Source organism: Acinetobacter sp. 226-1 (genome assembly GCF_030329325.1).
GTDB lineage: Bacteria > Pseudomonadota > Gammaproteobacteria > Pseudomonadales > Moraxellaceae > Acinetobacter > Acinetobacter sichuanensis.
In genome coordinates, this window is the sequence record NZ_JACANU010000003.1 from 65,970 (window position 1) to 91,847 (window position 25,878).

At 36.5% G+C, this 25,878-nt stretch carries 22 protein-coding genes; 7 read left to right on the top strand and 15 right to left on the bottom strand.

All coding sequences use genetic code 11. The features are described 5' to 3' along the window. Position 1 precedes the first annotated feature (1 nt). Positions 2–1,129, bottom strand: coding sequence for a Re/Si-specific NAD(P)(+) transhydrogenase subunit alpha (locus HX124_RS06340; RefSeq protein ID WP_286382646.1), 1,128 nt, complete (start codon positions 1,127–1,129; stop codon positions 2–4). Positions 1,130–2,011: 882 nt separating this feature from the next. Here HX124_RS06340 and HX124_RS06345 point away from each other — a divergent pair. Together HX124_RS06345 and HX124_RS06350 are read left to right on the top strand one after the other, a co-directional pair. Continuing rightward, positions 2,012–2,938, top strand: coding sequence for a DMT family transporter (locus HX124_RS06345; RefSeq protein ID WP_286382648.1), 927 nt, complete (start codon positions 2,012–2,014; stop codon positions 2,936–2,938). 12 nt (positions 2,939–2,950) lie between these two features. Then, positions 2,951–3,817, top strand: coding sequence for an LD-carboxypeptidase (locus HX124_RS06350; RefSeq protein WP_286382649.1), 867 nt, complete (start codon positions 2,951–2,953; stop codon positions 3,815–3,817). Here HX124_RS06350 and soxR read toward each other — a convergent pair. Next, the gene (gene soxR, locus HX124_RS06355; RefSeq protein WP_286375894.1) at positions 3,800–4,306 is read right to left on the bottom strand and encodes a redox-sensitive transcriptional activator SoxR; all 507 of its coding nucleotides are present in this window, start codon (positions 4,304–4,306) and stop codon (positions 3,800–3,802) included. The two genes, HX124_RS06350 and soxR, sit on opposite strands and share 18 nt — an antisense overlap. A 73-nt stretch (positions 4,307–4,379) precedes the next feature. On the opposite strand from soxR, the gene HX124_RS06360 reads away from it, so the two are divergent. Both HX124_RS06360 and HX124_RS06365 read left to right on the top strand, forming a co-directional pair. Next, positions 4,380–4,811 (top strand): RidA family protein, encoded by a 432-nt coding sequence (locus HX124_RS06360; protein WP_286382651.1) that lies wholly within the window; start codon positions 4,380–4,382, stop codon positions 4,809–4,811. 21 nt (positions 4,812–4,832) lie between these two features. Continuing rightward, the gene (locus HX124_RS06365; RefSeq protein ID WP_286382653.1) at positions 4,833–6,026 is read left to right on the top strand and encodes an MFS transporter; all 1,194 of its coding nucleotides are present in this window, start codon (positions 4,833–4,835) and stop codon (positions 6,024–6,026) included. Between the two features lie 41 nt (positions 6,027–6,067). Here the strand turns inward: HX124_RS06365 and HX124_RS06370 are convergent, their stop codons facing one another. Continuing rightward, a complete protein-coding gene (locus HX124_RS06370) occupies positions 6,068–6,712 on the bottom strand; it encodes a HEPN domain-containing protein (protein WP_286382655.1) in 645 nt (214 codons plus the stop codon). Positions 6,713–7,079: 367 nt separating this feature from the next. Here HX124_RS06370 and dusA point away from each other — a divergent pair, with 367 nt between their 5' ends. Beyond that, positions 7,080–8,096: a tRNA dihydrouridine(20/20a) synthase DusA gene (dusA, locus tag HX124_RS06375; protein WP_502872814.1), complete on the top strand. Its 1,017-nt coding sequence runs from the start codon at positions 7,080–7,082 to the stop codon at positions 8,094–8,096. A 38-nt stretch (positions 8,097–8,134) separates the two neighbouring features. On the opposite strand, the gene HX124_RS06380 is transcribed toward dusA, so the two are convergent. From HX124_RS06380 to HX124_RS06435, 12 genes are all read right to left on the bottom strand, one after another. Then, positions 8,135–8,800, bottom strand: a complete 666-nt coding sequence (locus HX124_RS06380) for a CDP-alcohol phosphatidyltransferase family protein (RefSeq protein ID WP_286375897.1) — start codon at positions 8,798–8,800, stop codon at positions 8,135–8,137. A 31-nt stretch (positions 8,801–8,831) separates the two neighbouring features. After that, complete coding sequence (locus HX124_RS06385; RefSeq protein ID WP_286382656.1) at positions 8,832–9,221, bottom strand: hypothetical protein; 390 nt, start codon at positions 9,219–9,221, stop codon at positions 8,832–8,834. A gap of 189 nt (positions 9,222–9,410) precedes the next feature. After that, positions 9,411–9,914: a hypothetical protein gene (locus tag HX124_RS06390; RefSeq protein ID WP_286382658.1), complete on the bottom strand. Its 504-nt coding sequence runs from the start codon at positions 9,912–9,914 to the stop codon at positions 9,411–9,413. A gap of 122 nt (positions 9,915–10,036) precedes the next feature. After that, complete coding sequence (locus HX124_RS06395; protein WP_286382659.1) at positions 10,037–10,810, bottom strand: tRNA threonylcarbamoyladenosine dehydratase; 774 nt, start codon at positions 10,808–10,810, stop codon at positions 10,037–10,039. Between the two features lie 59 nt (positions 10,811–10,869). Next, positions 10,870–11,640, bottom strand: a complete 771-nt coding sequence (locus tag HX124_RS06400; RefSeq protein WP_286382660.1) for a hypothetical protein — start codon at positions 11,638–11,640, stop codon at positions 10,870–10,872. 79 nt (positions 11,641–11,719) lie between these two features. Next, entirely contained in the window at positions 11,720–14,476 is a 2,757-nt protein-coding gene (acnA, locus tag HX124_RS06405) for an aconitate hydratase AcnA (RefSeq protein ID WP_286382662.1), read from the bottom strand. Between the two features lie 119 nt (positions 14,477–14,595). After that, positions 14,596–15,420 (bottom strand): TatD family hydrolase, encoded by an 825-nt coding sequence (locus tag HX124_RS06410; protein ID WP_286382664.1) that lies wholly within the window; start codon positions 15,418–15,420, stop codon positions 14,596–14,598. Further along, on the bottom strand, positions 15,420–16,412 hold the full coding sequence (locus HX124_RS06415; protein ID WP_286382666.1) for an RsiV family protein: 993 nt from the start codon (positions 16,410–16,412) through the stop codon (positions 15,420–15,422). The genes HX124_RS06410 and HX124_RS06415 overlap by 1 nt, the downstream gene beginning before the upstream one ends. Before the next feature lie 91 nt (positions 16,413–16,503). Beyond that, positions 16,504–17,331 carry a hypothetical protein gene (locus HX124_RS06420; protein WP_286382668.1) on the bottom strand — a complete coding sequence of 276 codons (828 nt, stop codon included), beginning with the start codon at positions 17,329–17,331 and terminating at the stop codon, positions 16,504–16,506. Between the two features lie 107 nt (positions 17,332–17,438). Further along, entirely contained in the window at positions 17,439–19,028 is a 1,590-nt protein-coding gene (locus HX124_RS06425; RefSeq protein WP_286382670.1) for a peptide chain release factor 3, read from the bottom strand. A gap of 237 nt (positions 19,029–19,265) precedes the next feature. Next, complete coding sequence (locus HX124_RS06430; protein WP_286382672.1) at positions 19,266–21,335, bottom strand: bifunctional diguanylate cyclase/phosphodiesterase; 2,070 nt, start codon at positions 21,333–21,335, stop codon at positions 19,266–19,268. Between the two features lie 219 nt (positions 21,336–21,554). Then, positions 21,555–23,735 carry a carboxy terminal-processing peptidase gene (locus HX124_RS06435; protein WP_286382674.1) on the bottom strand — a complete coding sequence of 727 codons (2,181 nt, stop codon included), beginning with the start codon at positions 23,733–23,735 and terminating at the stop codon, positions 21,555–21,557. 198 nt (positions 23,736–23,933) lie between these two features. On the opposite strand from HX124_RS06435, the gene nagZ reads away from it, so the two are divergent. Together nagZ and HX124_RS06445 are read left to right on the top strand one after the other, a co-directional pair. After that, on the top strand, positions 23,934–24,953 hold the full coding sequence (gene nagZ / locus HX124_RS06440; protein ID WP_286382676.1) for a beta-N-acetylhexosaminidase: 1,020 nt from the start codon (positions 23,934–23,936) through the stop codon (positions 24,951–24,953). Between the two features lie 76 nt (positions 24,954–25,029). Further along, positions 25,030–25,875: a class I SAM-dependent methyltransferase gene (locus tag HX124_RS06445; RefSeq protein WP_286382678.1), complete on the top strand. Its 846-nt coding sequence runs from the start codon at positions 25,030–25,032 to the stop codon at positions 25,873–25,875. Positions 25,876–25,878: the final 3 nt, after the last annotated feature.

Below are 25,878 nucleotides of genomic sequence, written 5' to 3' on the forward strand. Positions count from 1 at the left end.
CTTAACCACGTTTGAGCAGTACTTGACCGCCATGTGTTACTAGAAGTGCTTTTTGAATTTCGTCTTCTTGATTCAATTTAAAGTTTTTATCTTGATCAAATAAAGTTTCTACGAAATTAAACACGTTACGTGCATACAATGCTGAAGCTTCTGTCGAAACAGTTGCAGGAATATTTGGGATACCCAAAATAGTCACGCCATTATCTGTTACAACATTTTCACCACATTTCGAGCCTTCAACATTACCACCTGTTTCAACCGCCATATCAAGGATGATTGAACCTGGTTTCATTTTGGCAACAGTTTCAGCTTTAATTAAACGTGGTGCATCGCGACCTGGTAATAAAGCAGTTGTAATCACGATATCAGCATTTGAAACAGCTTTATCTACGATGATGGCTTGGTCTTTGATATATTGCTCACCTGGCATCCATCCATAACCATTTTTAGCAGCATCGGCAGCTTTTTGCTTTTCTTCATCTGACATTGGCACGTCTAACCACTTACCACCAAGTGATTCGACTTGATCACGAGCTGTTGGGCGTAAGTCAGTTGCTTCTACCACAGCACCTAAACGTTTCGCCGTTGCAATGGCTTGTAAACCTGCGACACCAACACCCATAATGACAATACGTGCAGGCTTTACTGTACCCGCCGCAGTCATTAGCATTGGGAACATACGTTGATATTCCGCAGCAGCTAAAAGTACCGACTTATAACCCGCTAAGTTTGCTTGAGATGACAGTACATCCATATTTTGCGCACGAGATAATGTTCGTGGTAAAAGCTCTAACGCAAATGCAGATACTTGTTGTGAAGCAAACTGGTCAAGGTCAGGGTTACGATACGGATCAAACATTGCAATAATGGTTGTATTAGGTGCAAGTTTTTGAATTTCATTGCCTTGTGGAGCACGAACCTTCAAAACAAGCTGACTACCTGCATAGGCATCATCCGTAATTTTTGCACCGACCTGTTCGTAAGCACTATCAATATAAGCAGCTTTTTTACCTGCTCCACGTTCAATGACTACGTTATGACCAGCACTGATCAACTTTTTTACTGTTTCTGGTGTAGCAGCTACACGACTTTCACCGAGAACAGTTTCGGTTGGGATTCCGATCTGCATGAGCGTCCCTCAAGCTAATTTTTTCTTCAAGTAAACATCGTGGTTACGATGTTTCCCCCTAGATGCATTTTGTTCTGAATTTTTGGATTCTAATTGAACTTTTTTAAAATACTACCCAATATTTATTTAATAAATACCCATATTTTGAACTCATGATTCACATTTATCATTTTATGACATACCCAACATTTATTTAAGTTAATACCATTTTGGATTTTTTGCTTATTTTTTTATCAAAAGTGAAATTTTTAAATGAAATTTCCCATTTTTATTTTGAGCATTTTTCCTATTGCAACAAAATCATCAAACCTCAATTGGCTCTAACTACATTTAGCGTTATAAAATTGAACTTAATAAGTTTTAGATATTTATTTAGAAAACAAGCTTTTTATAAACCATTTTTTATAAATTAGCTTTTTTGACAATTTTACCGTGATTGATGGGTGATTTTATTGACTTATTTTTACTCAAAAACTGTCAATTATGTAAACAACTTATCATTACTTTTTTTAATTTAATTAATAAATAAAAGTACTTGTGTGAAATCATTTTATTTTTAGATTGGGGCAATAATTTAAACAACAAAAAAAAATTATTTTTTTTATTTGCCATTTTGCCAGATGATGACTAATCGGCGTTCCTGAAACACTTTGGCATAACATGCACATTTTTAGTGCATTATTATTTACATCCAAATTTGTGCTTTTTTAAATCGTTATTTGTACTTTGCAGCATCTTGAAAAAATATTGTGTACATACATCAATTTCCTATTCCTTATTTTGATGGGATTAATTCTTTTTTTGCATTTCATCTCTAAATTGAGACTCTTTATACTAAAGTGATGGCATCTTTGATGCATTCTTTTGGATCATAATCATCATATGAAAATCTCATTATCGAGTGTGCAATTAGGATCTTTATTTGCTTTAGGTGCTGCATTTTTATTTAGTACCAAAGCAATTTTCATTAAACAAGCTTATGCCCTCTCTCCTCTAGTGGATGGAACGGTATTAATGGCTTTACGCATGGCAAGTGCATTACCTTTTTTCTTACTGATTTGCTGGCTAAATCGGCATCATAGTCGTGATTTATCTGCCAAAGACTGGGGCTTATTAGTTTTCGCGGGTTTACTGGGTTATTACTTTTCAAGCTGGTTAGATTTTTCAGGATTAATGTATATTAGTGCGTCATTAGAACGTATTATTTTATTTTTATATCCAACATTAACAGTGCTTGCTTCTTGTGCGATTTATAAGAAAAAGTTAAATTTTAAAAGTATTTTTGCCATTGCACTAAGTTATGGCGGTACTGTGATTGTGATGCTCCAAGAACAAAGCACGGTTGCACATGAAGGTAATTTTTGGCTCGGTGTAAGTTTAGTTTTTGCGAGTGCTGTAAGCTTTGCAGCCTACTTATTATTAACACCGCGTTTAATTGTACGTTTTGGTTCTTGGAATTATACAGGGCTCGCTTTAAGTGTTGCGTGTATTGGGACTTTGACTCATTTTCTGGTTGTCACACCACAACCCTTTGTATTATTAGCACAACTGCCTAGTCAAATTGTTTGGTATGGCATCGCGCTTGGGCTTTTGGTCACCGTTTTACCGACTATTTTAATCGCACAGAGTATTTCTCGTTTAGGCGCAGCACAGTCTGCAATGATTGGTTCAATTGGTCCTATTTTAACTATTATTCTTGCTGTTGCATTATTAGGCGAACATATGAATGGGATTCAATGGTTAGGTTGCATCTTGAATATCATTGGTGTCATGATGATTACCCTGTCTAAGAAGAAACTCGCACAATAATCTGGGTAAATTATGCATTTTCAAATTGTTGCGCCAAGTGCGTGTGTAGAAGCTGATAAAATTGAGCTTGCACAAAATCAATTAGAGCGTTTAGGGCATCAAGTGAGTTTAGCTGAGCATGTTTTTGCACAGCATCGTTATCTTGCTGGCACTGTGGAACAACGTATTCAAGATTTAAAAACAGCATGTACAGATCCAAACATTGATGCGATTTGGTGTGCACGTGGTGGAACAGGCGCAGCGATGCTTTTGCCATATTTAGGAAGTTGGATCATGAATAAACCGATTATTGGTTATTCAGATAGTACTGTTTTATTAAATTATATTGCTATACATGACGGAGCAGCAATTCATGCACCTGTATTTCAGGAAATTGCCTGTAAAAATTTGCACAATACACTTTTATCTACAGATGCACTAAAAACCATTGCCTTATTACATCACGATACGGTTAATCATTATCCTTTAATTGCACTCAATTCATTTGCTCAGCATTTTGAAATAGAAAACTTAAAAGTTTTAGGTGGAAATCTCACCGTACTCAGTACTTTACAAGGCACACCTGACAGCTTAAAGCTCAACCAAGCCTCTATTTTGATGCTTGAAGATGTTGGCGAACCTTATTATCGAATTGAACGCTCTTTTGTACAACTTTTACAAAGTATAGATATTTCATTATTAAAAGCAGTTGTTTTAGGTGACTTTTATCATTGCCCACAAAAAAATGTCCCGCATAGCCTCATAGAAATTTTTAATGAGCATTTAGAAGCACTACAAATCCCGCTCTATCAGTGTGATTGGTTTGGGCATGGTGAGCATAATCGCCCGTTTTGGCTGGGTAAAAAAGGCATGATTCACCATTCACAATTGATCATCTGAGCGTTCATGTTCAGAACTTTCTTTTTCCAATAAAGTCATTAATACATGTGCAAAGTGTGCCCCAGCAGATTGTTTTGCGAGTTGATCATCGGGATTACGGAGGGGACACTGTTGTAAAGATAAGCAACCGCAACCAATGCATTTATCTAATTGATTGCGTAATTGTAAAAGTGAGATAATTTTTTCATCAAGCTGCTGCTGCCAAGTGCTCGACATTTTTGCCCAATCTTTTTTGCTAGCAATTTGTTGTTTAGGTAAAACTGAAAATGCCTCATGCACTTGCTGTAAGCTGATACCCACTTGTTGCGCGACCTTAATAATAGCAATACGGCGTAACATAGCTCTTAGATAACGCCGCTGATTACCTTGTGTGCGTGTACTCCAAATCAGTTGTTTTTCTTCATAAAATCTTATTGTTGCAACACTAACACCACTTCTTTCTGCCAACTCACCAATACTTAGCCATGTATTTAAATCTTGTTTTTCCATTTTTTGCTTGACCTCAAGTTAACTTGAGCTTTGATACTAGCAAAACTTTAAAATGAACCAAAGACTTATAATCATGCACTCAAAATCCTCACTTTCTCGTATTCAAGCCTTTACTTTAATTAATCCAAATACACTTTATAACCCACGCGCATTTGCGTATAGTCACATCGCTGAAGTGAAGCATTTTTTGCGTATTCTTCATATTTCAGGACAAGGTGGTGAAAACCAACAAGGACAATTGTCTCGAGACTTTGCTGAACAAACCCATCAAGCATTTCTCAACTTACAACATGCTTTAGAACACGTTGATGCTCATTTTTTGGATATCGCGATGTTACGTATTTTAGTGGTTGATCATAGCCCTAAAAAGCATCAGTTTTTAATTCAGGAAATGCAGCTTTTGTGGAAAGATCATCCTTTTCCAGCTTGCACATTAATTCCTGTTCCGTGTCTTGCACTACCTAGCATGCTGATAGAAATTGAAGCAACTGCTTATTGTCTATGAACCCGTTATGTGGAGTTCTTTATGAATCCTGAACTCGATATTAGCCAAAATAAATCTTTATTATGGCTAATGGCGATGGCCTGCGGTTTATGCGCAGGGGCAAATTATTATTGCCAACCTCTTGTACATTCAATTCAACAATATTTTGATGTACCTCAGTCTCAAGTCGCACTGACTGTGACCTTTGCACAAGTATCTTATGCTTTAGGGCTTTTATTGATTGTTCCTGTGGGCGATATTGTCAATAAAACGAAATTTATTCCCTTACTGATGTTCTTTGCTGCCATTGGCTTAATGCTCTGTGCCTTTGCTGTCAATCTACCGATGTTATGGATCGGTACAATTATTACTGGGTTATTTTCTGTTGCAGCACAGGTTTTAATTCCATTAGCAACCATGGCAGTTAAACCTGAAAAAACAGGCGAAATCGTTGGTTTTCTAATGAGTGGTTTATTGGTTGGTTTATTACTATCAACAAGTTTAGCAGGCTTATTATCCAATCTATTTAACTGGAAAGTGATCTATGCTGTCAGCTCAATCTTAATGCTGATATTAGCATTTTTACTGAAAAGCCGTTTACCCACAGTACCCACCTTTAAAATGAGTTATGGCAAAATTTTCCAGTCTATGGCAAAACTTTTGCTTGAAGAGAAACGGTTAGTCTATCGTGCTTTAATTGGTGGTTGTGCTTTTGCGGCAATGAGTATTTTATTTTCAACGATTGCAATGCTCTTAACCTCTAAGCCTTTTGAATTACCTGATGTGATGGTTGGTGTTTCAACTTTAATTGGTGTCTTCGGTGCTTTAGGTACAGCCAAAATAGGAAAAATCGCAGATCGTGGTTATACCAATGCGCTCACCTTAATTGGCGTGATTATTTTAGCCATCAGTTGGGGATTTTTATATCTAGGTGGCACGTCTCTCATCAGTTATATTTTAGGTTATGGGATTGTCAGTTTAGGTCTAGCTATTGTGCATACAAGCAACCAAAACATCATTTTCCGCTTACGCCCCGATGCAAAATCTCGTATTAACTCCATTTATATGACTGCTTATTTTACTGGAGGCGCGTGTGGTTCAGCTTTAGGTGTATATGCATGGCATCATGGTGGTTGGATGCTGACATGTATGGTCGGTTTTGGTTTGGTTTTAGCTGCTGCCTTTTTTGCTCTCTTAGATCGTTTATATTTAAATAAACAACAAGTGAGTATTTAATTGTCATGAAAAAAAGAATCTCTTTAAATAGGGATTCTTTTTTAAGATACTTGCACCACTGGATAAAAAGGCTTTCCTAAATCTAAAATTTTTTCATTTTCCAATAAAATATGCATAAATATAGGCAATAACGCTGTCAAAATATTTGAAGAATCTTGTAATTGGCTACGGTTTATTGAACTTTTATAAGTAGAACTACCATGCATAATTTGATTTCTTAAAGTATATAAACGATTAAAAATAATATAGAGCACTTCAACACTATCTTTTTGTTGCAAAGCACGATGAACTTTAATTTTGTCTTGTTCAAAACTCATTTTCCAATCTTGTTGGCTTATTTTTTGATTTTGAAAGTCCCAAAATGGCTGAAAAGTATAATGATTATCTAACAAAATCCGAATTGCATGACTGTACTTTGTCCAAATCAAATGATAAATTTTATGTTCAGTATCTGCTTGACATATATCAGATAAAAACTTTCTAAACTGTTGTCGGTCTTTCAATTCATGTAGATCTTTCGCATAAATTGCATTAAATGAAATCCACAAGCTGATAAATTTTAAATCTAAAGCATCATCCAATAATACAGCTTGCTTAAGCCAACTCAAACCACGATGTATTCTTAAATTAAATGAGTCAGAAAACTGAGCTTTCTTACTTTTATAGGTCTCTTCTAATACCAACATTTCTCAGCCCTCATCATTGTATTTATATAAAATTACCATACTCAACTTTAAAAGATGGCTCAAGCATAAAGACTAAAAATCCATTAAAAATGACTTTATTTTCAATATTTTCCTGTTCGATCAACTTAAAAATCCTCTTTTCATTTGCTTTGATTTTTATTTCAATCTCGCGGCTTAGTATCAAATGTATCGCTTTTGAGTTTTATGTTAATATTGCACAGGGTTGGTTATTGCTTGGTTTAACGCGATGACGATACCTTCTTATTTCTGCCTTTGCTTTTATCTTCCTCAAGTTTCTTTAAGCATCAGATTGCAATCTATAGATGTAAATAGGCTCCACAAACACTGATTAAGAGTATGATTTTTAATGACTATTGACAAAACCATTGAAACCAGCAATTCACCACGAATCAGTGTTGCGCCGATGATGGATTGGACAACAAAAGATTATCGTTTCTTTGCTCGCTTGTTTAATCCAAATGTCATTCTTTATACAGAAATGGTCACGACTGGTGCAATTATCTATGGTGGCGCAAACCGTCATTTAGACTATAACAACGAAGAGCATCCTATTGTTTTGCAACTTGGTGGTTCTAACCCTAAAGAACTTGCAACTTGTACCAAAATGGCACAAGACTGGGGTTATGATGAAGTCAATTTAAATGTAGGCTGCCCAAGTGATCGGGTTCAAAACAATAAAATTGGTGCTTGCTTAATGGCTGAACCAGACCTTGTTGCTGAATGTATTACAGAAATGCGTAATGCCGTTGATATTCCTGTCACAGTTAAACATCGTATTGGGATTGATGACATGCAATCTTATGAAGAGATGTTGCATTTTGTTGATACAGTTGCCAAAACAGGCTGTAATAATTTTATTGTACATGCTCGAATTGCTTTGCTAAAAGGATTATCGCCAAAAGAAAATCGTGATGTTCCACCACTACGTTATGAAGATGTTTATCGTTTAAAACAAGAACGCCCTCATCTTCTGATTGAAATTAATGGTGGCATCAAAAGCTTTGCAGAAACACAAGAACATTTAAAATATGTTGATGGTGTGATGATTGGTCGTGAAGCTTATCATAATCCCTATTTATTGGCTGAATTGGGTCAATTGTGGAATTTAAGCCTTCCTGACCGCTTTGAGATTATGGATCAAATGCTGCCATATGTTGCAAAACGTATGCAAGAAGGCGCACCTCTTTCGATCATTACGCGTCATATTTTAGGTTTATTTCAAAATCTTCCGGGTGCACGAAAATGGCGTCAAGCTTTAAGTGGTGGTAATGCAAAAACGTTCGCTGACCTTGAAAATGCAATGGTCAATATCAAAGAAGCAATGAAGCGAACTGAAGATTATTTATTAGAAAAACAAGTTTAAAATCAGAAGCTCCCAATCGGGAGCTTTTTTCATTGATCTTATTTTTTTTCTAAAAAGTGATAAGCCAAAGATGCTCTACGCCAATTCGTCAACACACAGCCTAAATTTAAAATAATCAAAGCAATCAACATTACATAATCATGCTGCCAAAAGTACTGCTCAAATGCAGTGGCAATACATGCAAAAGTCAGCAATGCCATACGATGTTGTTTAGCCATAGGTCCTGTAAAATTTGCAGGTGCGCCAATCGACACTGCTAAAGTACGAATATAGGCTGTGAGCACTGCTAAAAGTGCGCCACACCAACCTAAAATATCACCGTAAGTGACACTCACGATAGAATAGCCCGCAGCAATAATAATCAAAGGATCTGATATTCGGTCAGGAATATCATTAAATAACTCACCAGAAGCAGTCGACTTTCCACCTTCAATTGCGACCAAACCATCAAATAAATTACATAATAATCGACCTTGAATCAGCAAGGCTGCCAACACATATAATACGACCTTCTGCCCTCCACCATATTGCGGCACGATCAGCAAACAGATCGCTGCAAATAGAGCAAAAACAATACTCAGTAAAGAAATATGATTTGGTGTAATTGATTTTTGACTCAACCAACGTGCAAATTGATTGACCAAACCCACACCACGAACTTTTAAGGGACGACGATTTTCAGGTGTACTTTGTTCATCAGTCATATAAGTATTCTCACCATCAATTTATTAAAAATTAAAGTTGTTTATAGAGTTTAAAATTCGTAAAAAAGGCAAAAAGTAATGCCACAGTTAAAGCAGGTGTAACTGTTTTTAAAATTGCAGGCGTCTGAATCAGATGATGTACTGTCAGCAAAAGACTTCCTGTCAAAAAAATTGTACAAATAGGAGGAAGTATCAGTTTAAACCACTTATTTTGATAAAAATTAAACTGCTTTTCCACTAAATGAGTAATAAATAATGTAATGACAAAACTACAAATACCTTGTGCTAAGCCTGAAATAATTCCTGATCTTAAATCACTTTGATTCATATTGACATAAAATGACCATGATCCCCACAATAAAAAAGCAAAAAATGCTGATAAAAAATTATAACGCTGCGTATTTTTAATTTTATTATTCATTAAAATCATCAGTCAATTGATTAAAAAATTACCTTAACTCTATTAGATTGCTCCTATGGATTCAATATGACTTATTAAGGTTTTTTGCTGTCTTTTATAGATGAAACATCATCATTATTTCTTTTACTTATTTTAGCAGTGGCTCTATACCTAGTGTATGAGAGCCATTTTTACTCATGATTTTTTTTGTTATTCTACTATGTCTGCCGCAGCTACAGCTTCAGAAGCTGCGGACTGTGGATCTTCTTCTGAATAATATTCAGCATCATCAGCCACAGCATCTGTATCGGCTTCGGGTTTAGAGTAAGAAAGATGATCTTCTGCCTCAAGTTGAATGCTTTGTAATTTTGCATCTAACTCTTTTTGATATTTTTCTAACTCAATATTACGAACAAAATTGAAGTTTTCGGCTGGAATTTCCCAAATATAACGCTCCCCATCCATCAAAATATTCACTGCTATACGATGCGTTTGCCCTTCATATTCAACCTCAGCCAAACCTTTATATTGGTTACCTTCTTGTTTAACAACAGTTAAATTTAAAACCTTAAAATGATAATCTTTAAACTGTGCTCGAGTATCAAATTCATTTTGGATTTGGGTTTTGACATCTTGAGCAATCTGATCGGTAGAAACAAAATAATTGCACCCTACTGCAAAAACAATAAACAAAGCTAAAAAAAATTGACGCATTTCCCCTCCAAATACGAAGCTTTTCAACTCGCAGTATGTCACGATTTAAATAGAAAATAGAATGCATAAAACCTGACGCTCGAGTAAATTCTCAGGCTTTATTTTCCTATTCGATATAAAATTTATTTATTCTTTGCTGCTAATTTATCTAGTCTTTTTAAGACTTCAGCCACAGCAACCATCGCAAAACTAGATGTGACCACCACAGCCGAACCATAGCCACCACAGCGTAAACCTGCACTCGCACAGACATCTGCGCTAGAAAATGGATTATCAATCGAATAAACACAAGTAATACCAAACTTATCTTTTGGTTTTTTACAAATGCCCATGCCACGTAATTGTGTACGTAATTTTGCTAACATCGGATCTTGTTCAGTTTTCGATAAATCAGCGACTCGAATTTTCAATGGATCTAGTTTTCCACCTGCGCCACCCGACACAATCAATGGAATTTTATTGAAACGACAATGTAACATCAATGCCAGTTTAGCTTTGACATCGTCAATACAATCTAAAATAAGATCGGGTTTCTCAAGCAAAATTTCTTTCATATTTTCAGGAGTTAAATAGTCATCCACTAAATTTATTTTAATATGCGGATTAATTTGACGACAACGCTCTGCCATCACTTCAATTTTTTCATGCCCCAAAGTCGAAGTCATCGCAGGAAGTTGACGATTAATATTTGAAGCAGCAATCGAATCCATATCAACAAGTGTCAACTCACCAATACCTGTACGTGCTAAAGCCTCTACTGCCCAAGAACCTACTCCGCCAATTCCGATCACCATCACATGACTTTTTTCATAATGTTGAAATTCTTCATCACCATAAATTTTGGCAACGCCTGCAAAACGGCGGTCATATTCATCATTTTGAAGTACATCTGTCATGGCTAAAATCTAAAATTTATAAAATCCTGTCCATTTTAACAAACTCAGCTTTAAGAAAGCTAATCCCATGCTTTAGGAAGCAAAATTGCATCCTGACGATTGTCTTTTAACACATAGTTTTTATGCTCACGAATCGGTTTTGTTCCCGTATCAGAAGCTGGAGAAAAATCGGCTTGATAATCATATTTTATTTGCCATGTATAAGGTTTTATATAGGCAATTTGAGTATCCAAACTATATTCATCATGGCATTTACCCTGACTTTCCTTATATTGCTGTTCAGAAAAACAAGCACGAATCATACGATACATTGATAATGGAATATTCTGAAAAACTTGTTGATATTGCCCATTATTTTTTAGCTGTAAGAAGTCAACGACTTCTTCTTGTAATCCACCACCTGAATAACCTTCTGACCATGTTTGAACAATTCCTAGAGCATAATCCTGTTCATTAATAGGAAATAACTTAGGAAAAATATACAGATATTGATCTTCATTTTTGAGTGTGGAATCAGAAACTGCCCAACGTGCAGTTTGACTTTTTGGCTGATAATTTGAAAAATCCCAACGTTTTTCGATGTGTAATTTGTTATTTGCAAAGCCAAGTTGATAAAATTTTAAATGATCAATTAAATAATAGCGTTGCTGTGCGGTTTTATATAGGCTCCAAACAGGTTTATCACGACATTGTTGTGGCAGACGGTAACATAACTGTTCCATCTGCTGTGTACTGATATTTTGCTTTTTGAGCACAATGTCTTGTGGTTTGGCAAAGCCCATATTTGGAGTCAACAATAGACCTAAAATGAAATGATGTAGTTTGCTCATTTACATACCTTTTATTATTTTTGGACTGAAGTTAAATAAAAAAGCCCTACATTCAGCAGGGCTTAGAAAACTGACTTTTTTATGAAGCAATCAAATTGCGCAACACATAATGCAAAATACCCCCTGCTTTAAAGTATTCAACTTCATTTAAAGTATCAATACGACATAACACTTTAAATTGTTCAATTGAACCATCTACACGCTTTAATTCAACATCTAAACTTTGATGAGGTTGCAATCCATCCGATAAAGCTGTGATCGACAATTGTTCATGTCCTGTCAAATTTAAACTCTGCCGTGTTTGCCCATTAATAAACTGTAAAGGTAATACCCCCATTCCAACCAAATTCGAACGATGGATACGCTCAAAGCTTTCCGCAATGACAGCTTTGATCCCAAGTAAATTTGTGCCTTTAGCAGCCCAATCCCGTGATGAGCCTGTACCATATTCTTTACCTGCAATAATAATCAAAGGCGTATTTGTCGCTTGGTATTTCATTGCAGCATCATAGATTGCAAGTTTTTCTCCTGTTGGAATATAAAGTGTATTGCCTCCCTCTTCTCCACCGAGCATCTCGTTTTTGATACGAATATTGGCAAATGTTCCACGCATCATGACTTCATGATTACCACGTCGTGAACCATAAGAGTTAAAGTCTCGCGGTTCAACACCTTGCTCTTGTAAATAACGTCCTGCTGGGCTGTCTTTTTTGATATTTCCCGCAGGTGAAATATGGTCTGTTGTAACTGAGTCACCAAGTACAGCTAAAATATTTGCCGCAACAATATTTTCAATTGATTTTGCAGGCTGATCAATTCCTTCAAAAAATGGTGGATGACGGATATATGTCGATTTTTCATCCCACTCATACGTTTGGCTATCTGGAATTTGAATCGCTTGCCATTTTTCATCACCATCAAATACTTGGGCATATTCTTTATGGTACATCTCAGTATTGAGTTGTTTTAAAACATCATCAATTTCTGCTTGGCTCGGCCAGATATCTTTTAAATAGATATGTTGACCTTGTGGGTCTATACCTAAAGGCTCTTGAGTAATATCTTTGCGAATTGTGCCCATTAAACCAAATGCAATCACCAAAGGTGGCGATGCTAACCAATTGGTTTTTACTAATGGATGTACACGTCCTTCAAAGTTTCGGTTACCCGAAAGTACCGAAGCTACATTTAAGTCATAACATTGGATTGCATCTTCAATTGGTTTAGGCAGAGGACCAGAATTACCAATACATGTTGTACATCCATAGCCGACTAAGTTATAACCCAACTGATCTAAATAGGGTGTTAATCCCGCCGCAGCTAAATAGTCTGTTACGACTTTTGAGCCAGGCGCAAGTGAACTTTTCACCCAAGGTTTTCGCTGTAAACCTTTTTCAACTGCTTTTTTTGCCAAAAGTCCCGCAGCCAACATCACACTTGGATTTGAAGTATTGGTACATGAAGTGATGGCAGATATGACGACATCACCATCGACCAATGGATAACGTTTACCATCAATCACACAATGCGGTTCATCATTTTGTAAAGCAGACTGTTTCGCATCAACCGCACCGCCTGCTCCGCCCTCATTCATCAGACGTTCTCTGTCTTCTTTAGCTGGCTTTAAATCAAGTGCAATCAAGGCATCAAATACTTGCGGAATATCAGCCAAAACCACCCGATCTTGTGGGCGCTTTGGTCCTGCAACACTAGCTTGTACCGTTCCCATGTCCAAACTGAGTACATCAGTGAAAATAGGTTCATCACCTGTATTGCGCCACAATCCTTGTTCTTTACAATAAGCCTCGACGAGTGCTATTCGGTCATCTTTACGTCCTGTGAGTTTTAAATAATCTAATGTAATTTCATCAACAGGAAAAAAACCACACGTTGCACCATATTCAGGTGCCATATTGGCAATAGTTGCACGGTCAGCCAAAGCTAAATCGGCAAGACCATCTCCATAGAACTCAACAAATTTTCCAACAACACCTTTTTTACGTAACATTTGCGTAATGGTTAAAACCAAATCTGTTGCCGTAATTCCTTCGCGTAATTTTCCTGTTAATTTAAAACCAATAACTTCAGGAATCAGCATCGAAATGGGTTGCCCTAACATGGCTGCTTCAGCTTCAATTCCCCCTACTCCCCAGCCAAGTACGCCCAAACCATTGATCATGGTGGTATGTGAATCTGTTCCTACTAAGGTATCTGGAAAAGCAAAACTCACGCCTTCACTTTCCCCTAACCAGACCGTTTGTGCTAAATATTCTAAATTGACCTGATGACAAATTCCTGTTCCTGGCGGTACAACACTAAAGTTATCAAAAGCAGACTGCCCCCAACGTAGAAATTGATAACGCTCACCATTACGCTGCATCTCAATTTCCACATTTTCTTCAAAGGCTTGTGCTGTTGCAAAATGATCAACCATCACAGAATGGTCAATCACCAAGTCTACAGGAGATAAAGGATTAATTTTTTCAGGGTCAGCACCTGCTTTAGCCACAGCTGCTCGCATCGCTGCCAAATCAACAACAGCAGGTACACCTGTAAAATCTTGCATCAAAACTCGTGCTGGTCGATATTGAATTTCTTGATCAGATTTTTGGGTTTTCTGCCAATTGACCAGCGCTAAAATATGTTCAGTTTTAACTGTAATATCATCTTCAAATCTAAGTAGATTTTCCAATAAAACTTTAAGTGATTTTGGGAGCTGTGAAAAATCATCTAGCTGCTTTTGTGCCTCTTGCAGACTAAAAATCTGGTATTGTGCTGAACCGATATTTAAACTTTTCAATGCTTGGAAACTGTTTTTTTGACTATATTTGACCATAGGTCACTCCTTCGGCTAAACATATTTTTATTGCAAGGCAAGAAGTTATTATTCTAATGTAAGCCAATTCGGGCAAAGACGTGTTATTGATTGGTTAATTTTCTACCAATTTAAAATTTCTAAGCTGACAAATGTAAAGCTTGTAAGGAGTTTTCCCAAACGATTGGAGCAATCTGCTCAGGTGTACGGTTCAATGTTGCCGCCAAACCTTGCAGTACAAAAGTTAAGTTTGCAGGTGTATTACGTGTGCGATGTTGCTGCGAACTTTGGCAGCATAATGGCGTCATATCAGGACAGTCAGTTTCTAATACTAAATGTTCAACGCCTACAGCTTGCACAACTGCATGTAATTTTTTGGCATTAGGGTTGGTAATTTGCCCCGTAATTCCGAGTTTAAAACCCATTTTTATGAAGGCTTTGGCTTCTTCTATTCCACCGCTAAAAGCATGAGCAATCCCACCTTGTTTAAAGTGATGGTGTTTTAAAATCTGTAATACATCAGCATGAGACTTACGAATATGTAAAAGAATCGGTTTGTTAAATTGTTGTGCAAGTTCAATTTGTGCTACAAAAAAATCTTTTTGTTTTTGTAATAACTCAGGTTGTTTGTGTTGTTTTAAAAAAGTATCTAAACCTATTTCACCAATCGCAATACATTGCTCATTTTTTAATATCTGTTCTAAATCTAATAAATCAGAATCTTGATGTTGTTCAATATAAAATGGGTGTAAGCCTGGTGCTAAATAGCTTTGTGGTGCATGGATCAGCCGATTTAAATAATGATGCGTATCAATTAAATTGGCAAAACGTTCTTGTACAAATCCAATTAAAATAAGACTCTCCACTCCCACAGCCTTTGCCTGATACGCAAGATGTTCTCGATCTATATCAAAATCTTCCACATCAAAATGTGTATGCGTATCGAACAAAGCCAATGGAGTCATTAGTTTTTCGCTACAGGTAAAGCTGCTGATGCAGGTTGATCCACCAGTAATTCAGCAGGTAAATATTCTTTCTTTAAGACCGTTTTGAGTTGCTCATATGGAATTTCTAAACGTGGTAATCCTACGACATAAGGACCAATTTCATATTCAGCATATTGTAAAATTAAGCCTTGTTTACCTAAATAGAAGTTATTTGATAGCTTAAATTTCCAAACTTGCTCATATTCTTCTAGGCTATTGGCGAGTTTATTTGTACTCACCCATGTTTTAAAAGTTTCATACGCCAATTTTTCGAGTTGTGCTTTCTGCCCTGACTCAATTAAATCATCTAAATTTACTTGTTTTTGATGTTTCAAATCAAAATTAAAATAAGTTTGGGCTGACGCACCATGTGCACCACCTAAGTAACTACTGGTATTAAGCACAACTGTTGCTAAAGGCTCTTTGGAGTTTAAGATTTTAGGGCTTACAGAAACACTGATTTTACTACTTGCACCTAGACTTTCTAACTCCTGTTGCAACGCAGTAAAGGTTTTAACATAAGGTTTTAGTTGCTCTGCCATAGATTGCACAGGTGTTTTTGCTGCATTGGCTGCAATGACGCTGCTTGAGGCTTGTTGTTCTTGCTGTTCCTGCTGCTGCTCGGTTTTTTCTTTTTCAGCTTGTACAGTTTTACTTTGATGCGCAATATCCAAAATTTGTTCTAAATTTTTTAAAATCGCTTGGTCAATAATACTATCGACGACAAATTGATTGGTATGTAAGCGCTCCACTGAAAACTCAGGGCAACTATTTCCATTACATTCAGGTAGTTCAACAGCAATTTTTTCTGTTTCACCTTGTAAAGTTAATGTTGTATCTCCAACTTCTGAGCTACTTTTTTGCTCAATCTTCTGTTCTTGCTCTTTTTTTTCAACTTTAGGCTGACAAGCAGATAATGCAAAAGTAACCATCAGTATGGACAAAGCAAGGGTGTGTTTCTGATTTAACATCTCATAAAACCTTCAACAAAATTGAATAAAGAAGCATGCTATTAGCTTATGCTTCCTCAGTACGCTGCTCAATCTTTATTTGTATCAATCCTTAGAACATTTGTTGAAAAATATCCGATTTTAAAACCTCTTGCGTTTGCTGCTTTGAAAAATAGATATCAAGCTGCTTCGCATCTTTTTCAATTTCGCCAGAACGATAATGCAAACCGATCCCCTCACCATCAAAAAACCAATCTGACTGTCCCCAATAAAGTTTTTTAGGCACGACTTTTTGCACTTCATGGTCTTGATCTTTTAACCATATTTGGTATTTTTCTTGTACCCAACTGTTCAGTTTATTTTGCTGATTTGGCTGAATAACATCTAAAATACTTAAACTTTTCTGAGTTTTACGATCAGCTACAAAAAAATATTGACGTTCTTTAACCGCAATTTCTGCCTGTTGAGTATTGACTGAAATTTGCAATAAAACATACTGATTTCGTTGCGATGCCATTCGTGTGCTTAAATGTAATTCATAGGCTTTATTTTTAGAAAATTCATCTTGCCATGCATCTGACTTTTTGACATAAGCATTAACCGCTTGTTGCAAAGTCATATTCTGTTTTAAACCAATCTGATCTTGGATGACATTTGCTTGATGCTGAGCAATCCACTGATTAAGCCATTGATCTTGAGTTTTAATGGTTTTTATTTCAATTTCAATACAATTTTTCTTTTCACAAAAAGGCAACGCATAGTCGGCTTTTGCCTCCTGAATATTTAAATAGGGTAAAACTTCTGCTTTTTCTACAGGCTTTTCTGGTAAAGTTTTTCCTTCAGCTTTTTTTTGTTCTTGTTCATGTTTATTATTTGAATCACATGCTGACAAAAATACACTGAGGCAAAGCATCAGCATAAATTTTTTTTGAATGTGCATTGCATCCCTCATGGTTGTCCTTCATTCAAATATATTTTGATCTAAAAAAAACAGCTTCACAAGGAAGCTGCTTTGATTAAATTTAGTTTTATTTCACAATCGAAAAATTAATGTTCACGTGTCGCACGGAATTCGATGTCAGGATAACGCTCTTGCATCAACTGTAAATTAACACGGCTTGGTGCTAAATACGTTAAATGACCGCCACCATCTACTGACAATTGATCATGTGCTTTTTTCTTGAATTCATTAAATTTCTTATCATCGCTACAAGACACCCAACGTACTGTATTGATACTCACAGGCTCATAAATACAGTCAACTTTGTACTCTTCTTTTAAGCGATATGCGACAACTTCAAACTGAAGCACACCAACAGCCCCAACAATCAAATCATTACTGTTTTGTGGCATAAAGACCTGAGTTGCGCCTTCTTCTGAAAGCTCCTTCAAACCTTTTTGTAATTGCTTAGATTTTAATGGGTCTTTTAAACGTACACGACGGAACATTTCGGGTGCAAAATGTGGAATACCCGTAAATTGTAATTTTTCACCTGAAGTAAAAGTATCACCAATCTGGATCGTTCCATGATTATGCAAACCAATAATATCGCCCGGCCATGCTTCTTCTAAATGCTGACGATCGCCTGCTAAGAAAGTTAAAGCATCACTGATTCGAATGTCCTTATCAATACGAACATGTTTCATTTTCAAGCCTTTTTCATATTTGCCTGAACAAATACGCATAAACGCAATACGGTCACGATGTTTTGGATCCATATTTGCTTGAATTTTAAAAACAAATCCTGAAAAACCTTCTTCCGTCGATTCAACCATACGTGCTTCAGTTGGATGCGCTTTTGGTGGTGGTGCATAATTACTAAATGCATCTAACACATGGTCAACACCAAAATTACCTAATGCTGTACCAAATAATACAGGTGTTTGACGACCAGCAAGAAATTCTTCACGATCCAAAGGCTCATTTGCCATTTGCACCAACTCTAAAGACTCTTCAAAAGCAGCCCATGCCAATTCACCTACTTTTTCACGTAAGTCAGCATGATTATAACCATCACGTATTTCTATTTCGGTAATCGTTGAGCCAAAACCTGCTTTATAAACGTAAAATTTTTCTTCAATTAAATTAAATACACCTGCAAAATCACGTCCTGTACCTAACGGCCATGTCAGCGGTACACATTTAATTTTGAGGACATTTTCAATTTCATCAAGAAGTTCTAATGGCTCACGAATCTCGCGGTCCATTTTATTTACAAATGAAATAATCGGTGTGTCACGCATACGACACACTTCCATCAGTTTGATGGTACGATCCTCGACACCTTTTGCCCCATCAATCACCATCAACGCTGAGTCAACCGCAGTTAAAGTACGATACGTATCTTCAGAGAAGTCTTCATGCCCCGGGGTGTCGAGCAGGTTAATCATTTTGTCTTTAAATGGAAATTGCATGACAGAAGTCGTGATCGAAATCCCACGCTCTTTTTCCATTTCCATCCAGTCAGATGTCGCACCACGATCTGACTTACGGCTTTTTACCATACCTGCGACTTGAATGGCTTGCCCCCACAACAACAGTTTTTCTGTCATGGTGGTTTTACCAGCATCGGGGTGGGAAATGATGGCAAAGGTTCGACGCGCCGCAACTTCTTTTGCTAATTGATCTTTAAACATACATTAAATCTTAAATTGATACACACAATTGCACTCAGCGTAAAAATGACTGAGTTTGTGTGAAAGAAAATGAATTGAAAATTGGCGTAATTGTATATGAATACCAATCTGTCTGCTAATAAATTAGACGTCTTTCCTTGATCTCTGCTTATTTCTGTTATTTTAATAAACTTAGCTCAGCCCATATCAAGCTTTCAATAAGGCTCGAAAAAAACCAATAAATATAATAAAAAACCGTTATGAAACAAAATGATGTTGTTCTAAATTTTCAATAGGCAATGGCATACCTAATAAATAGCCTTGTAGTTGTTGGCAACCTAATCGTTTTAAAATTTGTGCTTGTTGTTCTGTTTCTACACCTTCAGCAGTGACAATTAAGCCCAGTCGTACTGCTAAATGGATAATACTTTCTAAAATAATTTCATCTTTTGAACCATCAGATAAATTACGAATAAATTCCCGATCAATTTTCAACTCATCTACAGGTAAATTCTTTAGATATAAAAAGCTTGAATGTCCTGTACCGAAGTCATCAATTGCCAATAAAATTCCTAAAGCTCTTAGATGTTCAAATGTTTGAATACTGCTTTCAATATGATGCATGGCTGTAGATTCTGTAATTTCTACAATCAATTCTTTGGCTTGAATTTGATACTTTTGCATTAAATTATCTAAAGTTGTAATTAAATGCTTATGTTCAAACTGCATAGCTGACAAATTCACTGCAATTGGACAAAATGGCATTCCGCGTTGATGCCATGATTGCAACTGAATACATGCCTGTTCTAATGCCCAATATCCCATACGAATAATTAGACCCGTTTGTTCAGCCGCTTCAATGAATTTATTCGGTGCTAATAAACCTAAAGTCGGATGTTGCCAACGGATTAAAGCTTCTACACCACAAACATGATAATCTGCGGTAAATTTAGGCTGATAATATAAAATAAATTGTTGTTCATCGACCGCTGCATATAAATCGTTGATCAATTTTGACTGATGGCGATGTTTAAAATAATGATCTGTATTTTGATTATAAATACAAAAAGTATTACGTCCCTGCTCTTTTGCTAACATTTTTGCAGTATCTGCATGGATCAACAAATCTTGTAAAGATTGCCCATGATCAGGATATAACACAATACCCAAACTGGCTGAAATATTGATTTGCTTGTCATCAATTAAAAAGCGTTGTTGAATCTTTTCTAAAATTTTTTCTGCAAGCGCTTCAAGTTTAACTTCTTTAATTTGTGGGACAATGACTAAAAACTCATCGCCGCCTAAACGCAATAAAGTTTGACTATCATCTAAAACTGTTTGTAACCGTGTGGTCAATGCCACTAACAAATCATCACCAACCTGATGACCAAAATTATCATTTACCGCTTTAAAAAAATCTAAATCTAAATAGATCAAAGCAAATTTTTGATGACTTAACTTATAACGTTGAAAAAGTTTTTCAATATGATCTTCTAAAAATAGACGATTGGGTAATTTAGTCAAATTATCTTGAAATGTCAGATTTTCCAACTGTCGATTGGCGTTTAAAAGCTGCAAACTACGTTCTTCTAAGCGCCAATCTAAAATGGCAACGGCTAAAATTGAAGCAAAAATTAAAAAGCTAATAAATATAATCACAAATAAAGGAATACCTGAGCCTGTATGAAGATTATGAGCAAAACCTGATGAGCTTTCATCAAGATCATGTAAAGTAGCCGCACTTAAACCAATAATATGCGTACTCACAATATTTAAGGCAATAATTGTAGAAATTGTTGTTTTATAAATTCTTTGATATTTAACTGTATGTTTATAGGTTAATGCTAACCAAAAAGAAAAACAACATCCCACAATTGGCGTCATGACAGATAAAAACACAAGAATCAAATCATAATGAATTTCATGATGAGGAATAATCAGCCCAAACATTCCCACATAATGCATGCCTGCAACCCCACACCCCATCACAATTGCCCCTAAAATCAGGCGAATGAAAGACGGTGTTGGTCGAGATGTTAACCAAATTGCAAAAAGACTTGATGCCGTAGCAATAAAATAAGAAAGTGCTAAAAATGCAAAATTAAAAGAATACTGAACAGGCAAGCTATAAGCAAAAATGACAACCAAATGCATAGACCAAATGCATAGACCAAATAGCATCCCGCTTAATATAAAAAGCATCAGCTGTTGATAACTATGTTTCAGTTTCAATACGATATGTTCTAGTGAAAAAGCAATATAACAAATCGCGGTGATAGCACAAGCTCCCCCTACGATTAAACTGCCATCATACCCAAAATAATTCATAAAAAATTATCTTCCATTCATGAACCTATTATTGTTATAAAAACTCTATAATGATTACAACGCAAAACAGTGTGAAGGTTCACCTTTTAAAGAATGTAAAATATATGGTTAAAATAGCATTATCTTATTGAAGGTCAAGTTATTCTTAACTTTTTAGACAAGAAAAAAGCATATCGCAATATGCTTTTAATATTTGATTAACATAGTGTTTAGACAAATTTACTTCTGCAAGCTTGCCAAGTCAATTAACACATTTGCCGCCTCAGTCACAAAAGTTTCTTCTTCAGGTAAAGCAGGTCTCTTATTCGCTTTCATTTTTGCACGTGACTCAGCAAGTGCATCTAAAGAAGCCTGATAACTTTCCCAATTTGGATATGCTTTTAAGCCTGTTTCAGCACGTCGTTTATTTTCCGCAGCCAATGTTTTTAACTCAAGAGTGTTAAGTTCTGCTTTACGTTTCTCAATATCTAAAACAACTTGTTTTTGATCTTTCGTTTGTTGAGCAATCGCTTTTCTTTCCGTTAAATACTGAAATTGTGGGTCTAAAGACACACGTGTTTGCGATTTTTCAGTTAATTGTGGCAAATATGGTTTAATCGAGCCTTCACGTTTAAATGGTGCTGTTGGAATCGTATCCCATTTCAAAGCATTTTTTGCTTTACGCTCACCAAATTCTTCATCATAAATATCAACCAGTTTAATATCTGGAATAACGCCTTTATTTTGCGTACTTCCACCTGTGATACGATAAAATTTACGTTGTGTCAGTGTTGCTTGACCATATGCCAAACTATCTAGTTGCACTTGTGCTGTGCCTTTACCCGTCGTTGTACTTCCTAAAACGACACCACGGTCATAATCTTGGATTGCTGCTGAATAAATTTCACTTGCCGAAGCTGAAGCAAGATTGACCAACACAGCCAATGGTCCTGCATAGGTTTGCGCACCACCATCGGTATCATCAAAGACGCTAACATTCCCATTGCCATCACGAATTTGTACCACAGGTCCTTCTTTTACGACCTGTCCGATCATTTTCGCGACTTCTTCTAAAGAACCACCAGGATTATTACGTAAATCAATAATAATCCCTTCTACTTTATCATTGGCTAATGACTGCAAAGCTTTGTTGGTATCTTCAGCAACAGAGCGATATTCATTACCAGCACGGCGAGCACGATAGTTCAGATAAAAAGATGGAATTTCGATCACACCAAATTTATGTTTAGCTCCATCACGGGTAACTTCTACAGTACGTGAGCGTACACCTGCATCTTCTTCCTGAATCACATCACGTGTCAAAGTCACAGTACGTGCCTGATTCATAGATGCGCCTGCACCTAGGAGCTTAATCGTAACATTTGTACCACGCTTACCACGAATCAAACCAACGATTTCAGAACTTGGCCAACCAATGACATCAATCATTTTTTCGCCATCTTGTGCAACCCCAACAATACGGTCACCAGATTTGACTTGCCCTGATTTACTTGCTGGACCACCTTCTACAATGGTTTCAATTTTGGTGTAATCCTCATTACCACGCTCAGGACGAATAGACACCCCGATCCCTTCTAGCTGTAAGGTGGTTTGACGATTGAGTTCCATCGCATCTAGAGGTGGGAAATAATTACTATGCGGATCATAAGTCAACGTCATTGAGTTTAAGATTTTTTCTAAAACATCATCACTTTTGATCCGCCCAATACGCTCTAGCTGACGCGTATAACGCTTGGTCAAGGTTTGAACAGGCGTTAAATCTTCAGATGCAGTTAGATCTTGCCCATTTGCTAATGAAGGATCATCTTTTAAGGCTTTCTGTTTCGCTTGCTCTTCTTGTTTCGTAATCGTCAAATTAATGAGCTGAGAAACTAACATTTTATTCCAATATTGCTCTTGTTCAGCTTTACTGTTAAAAAATGGTGCTTTTTCACGATCCGTTTCAATATAAACATCTGGCTGATTTAAGTTTTGCGTCTTTTTCAGCTCAGCCAACATATAAGTATAAAATTCTTTTAAACGTGTACGATATTGTGCATGAATTGCATAAGCACCCGTCAAATCACCTGCTTTTAATGAAGCACCAAGCGTTGCACCGTACTGTTTTTTATATTGCTCAATTTCATTGGCTAAAAATAACGAATGGTCTGCGTCCAAACTGTCAATATACATATCTAAAATACGTGCTGATGTATTTGCATCTAAACGCATATTTAAATAATGCTGACGGTCAACCAAAGTCGCCAATTGACGAGTGACCAAAGCCTGATCTTGTGAAGGTTGAATGGAAGCTGAAACAGAAGCTGGTTCAGTTGCTGCAATAGCTTCTGTTATAGCATGGTTAAAAAATAAACCACCTGTTGCGATAGCAACTGCACATGCGATTGTTTGAAGTTTCATAAATTGTTTGTACTTCCTTGGATTTACCAATTTCAGCGCTGTTTTTTTGAAATGAATTCATGAGATTCAAAATCTTAAACAACTTTATCTGTTTATGTCGTGTAGTTTTATCATAATCTGTACTGACAAAATGTAGCAAATCATTGCAAAATTCGGTTATTGTTTCTTTTTTTAAATAAATACAATTTCGGATTTCCTATGATCGGCGCATTGATGCTTGACGTTGCAGGCACAGAACTTACTCAAGAAGATATTGAACTATTACGCGCTCCGCAAGTCGGTGGCATGATTTTATTTTCCAGAAATATCCAATCTCCTGCCCAAGTACGTCAACTCACTGACCATATGCGTCAAATTCGACCAGATATTCTCATCGCAGTTGATCAAGAAGGTGGACGTGTACAACGCTTAAAACAAGGCTTTACACTATTGCCAGCGATGGGTCATTTTGGTGAGCTTTACTTAAATGCACCTGAAAAAGCGCTTGACCTTGCAGAAAAATGTGGTTGGCTTATGGCAACTGAAGTTCTTGCTGTGGGTATTGATTTTAGCTTTGCACCTGTTTTAGATATAAATGCCATTAGCGATGTTATTGGTGATCGAGCTTTTGCACGAAATGTACAAGACATTGTCCCACTTGCAAGTGCTTTTATGAAAGGTATACAACGCGCAGGCATGGCAACAACAGGTAAACATTTCCCTGGACATGGTTCTGTTAAGGCGGACTCACATGTCGCAGCAGCAATTGATTCACGTTCTTATGAAGAAATTTACCAAAATGACATGCAAAGTTTTATTCAGTTACAACCACAACTTGATGCACTGATGCCTGCACATGTCATTTATGAACATATTGATCCAAATCCAGCAGGTTTTTCACCGTATTGGATACAAAAAGTTTTACGACAAGAACTCAAGTTTGATGGTGTACTTTTTTCAGATGACTTAAGTATGCAAGCAGCTTGTGTCGCAGGTGGTGCAGATGCACGTATTCAAGCAGCCTTAAATGCAGGCTGTGATATGGGCTTAGTGTGTAATAATCGTGAGTCTGCCTGTGTGGCTTTGGCTGGAATTGAAGATTTACCATTACCGAACCAAGAACGCTTAGAACGTATGCGTGGCAAAATTCCAAATATTCAAATCGGTGAACAATTAGATTTAGGTGAAGAATGGCAAACTGTCAGAAAAGTCATTGAAGAATTTAAAAATTCACTTTAAAACTAGAGGGGCATTTTGTATGTCCCTTTTTTGATTTGAAATAGTCAAAATAACAACAATAAAGTTAAGGATAACCATGAATCAACAACTTTCTAAACATCGCCATATTTCATTTACAGCGCATTATACAGGGTATATTTGGTATCAAATGGGGATTTCTCACCCATTACTTGCAACATCAAAAGGAAAGTCACTCGCTTTTATCGCCAACCCTATCGAAACATGGGCAGAAAAGTATGTTGGGGGTAGCATGCGTACCACCTTAAAAGAACGTCACACTATGCTTGATGACACACTAAAACAATTAATTCATCAGTATCCTGATCTACAAGTTTTAGAAATTGCTGCTGGGCTTTCACCACGCGGTTGGTGGTTTAGAAAACACTTTCCACATATTGATTATCGTGAACTCGATTTGCCTGATATGGCAAAGACAAAGCAAACAGCTTTACAACAAATTGATCCATCTAGCCCTCAAGTTTTATCCGTTGACTTATTTACTGAAGACTTTAAAAATGCATTTGCTGTCTTTGATCCACAGCGCCCTTTAGTAATTATTAGTGAGGGGCTAATTAATTATTTTGAAAAAGATTTGCTACAGCAACTCCTAAAATCTATTGTGCATTATGGGCAAAATTTTAAAGCCTTACACTACTTGACCGATATTTATCCTGAACCTGTAAAAAATAAACTCGCAAGTGTGATTTGGAACAGCAGTAAATTACTAAAAGTGATTTCGCGCAGTGCTTTTAGTTTCCACTTTCAAAAACCTCAAGAAATCCAAGATTTTTTTAAAATAGCAGGTTTTACACAGGTCGAAGTGCTGCAACCACATGTTTATTTTCAACCACAACAATCTGCACAAATGAACTCAGAAGAACATTTAGGTGATTTAGTATGGATGATTCACGCTAAAACATAAAAC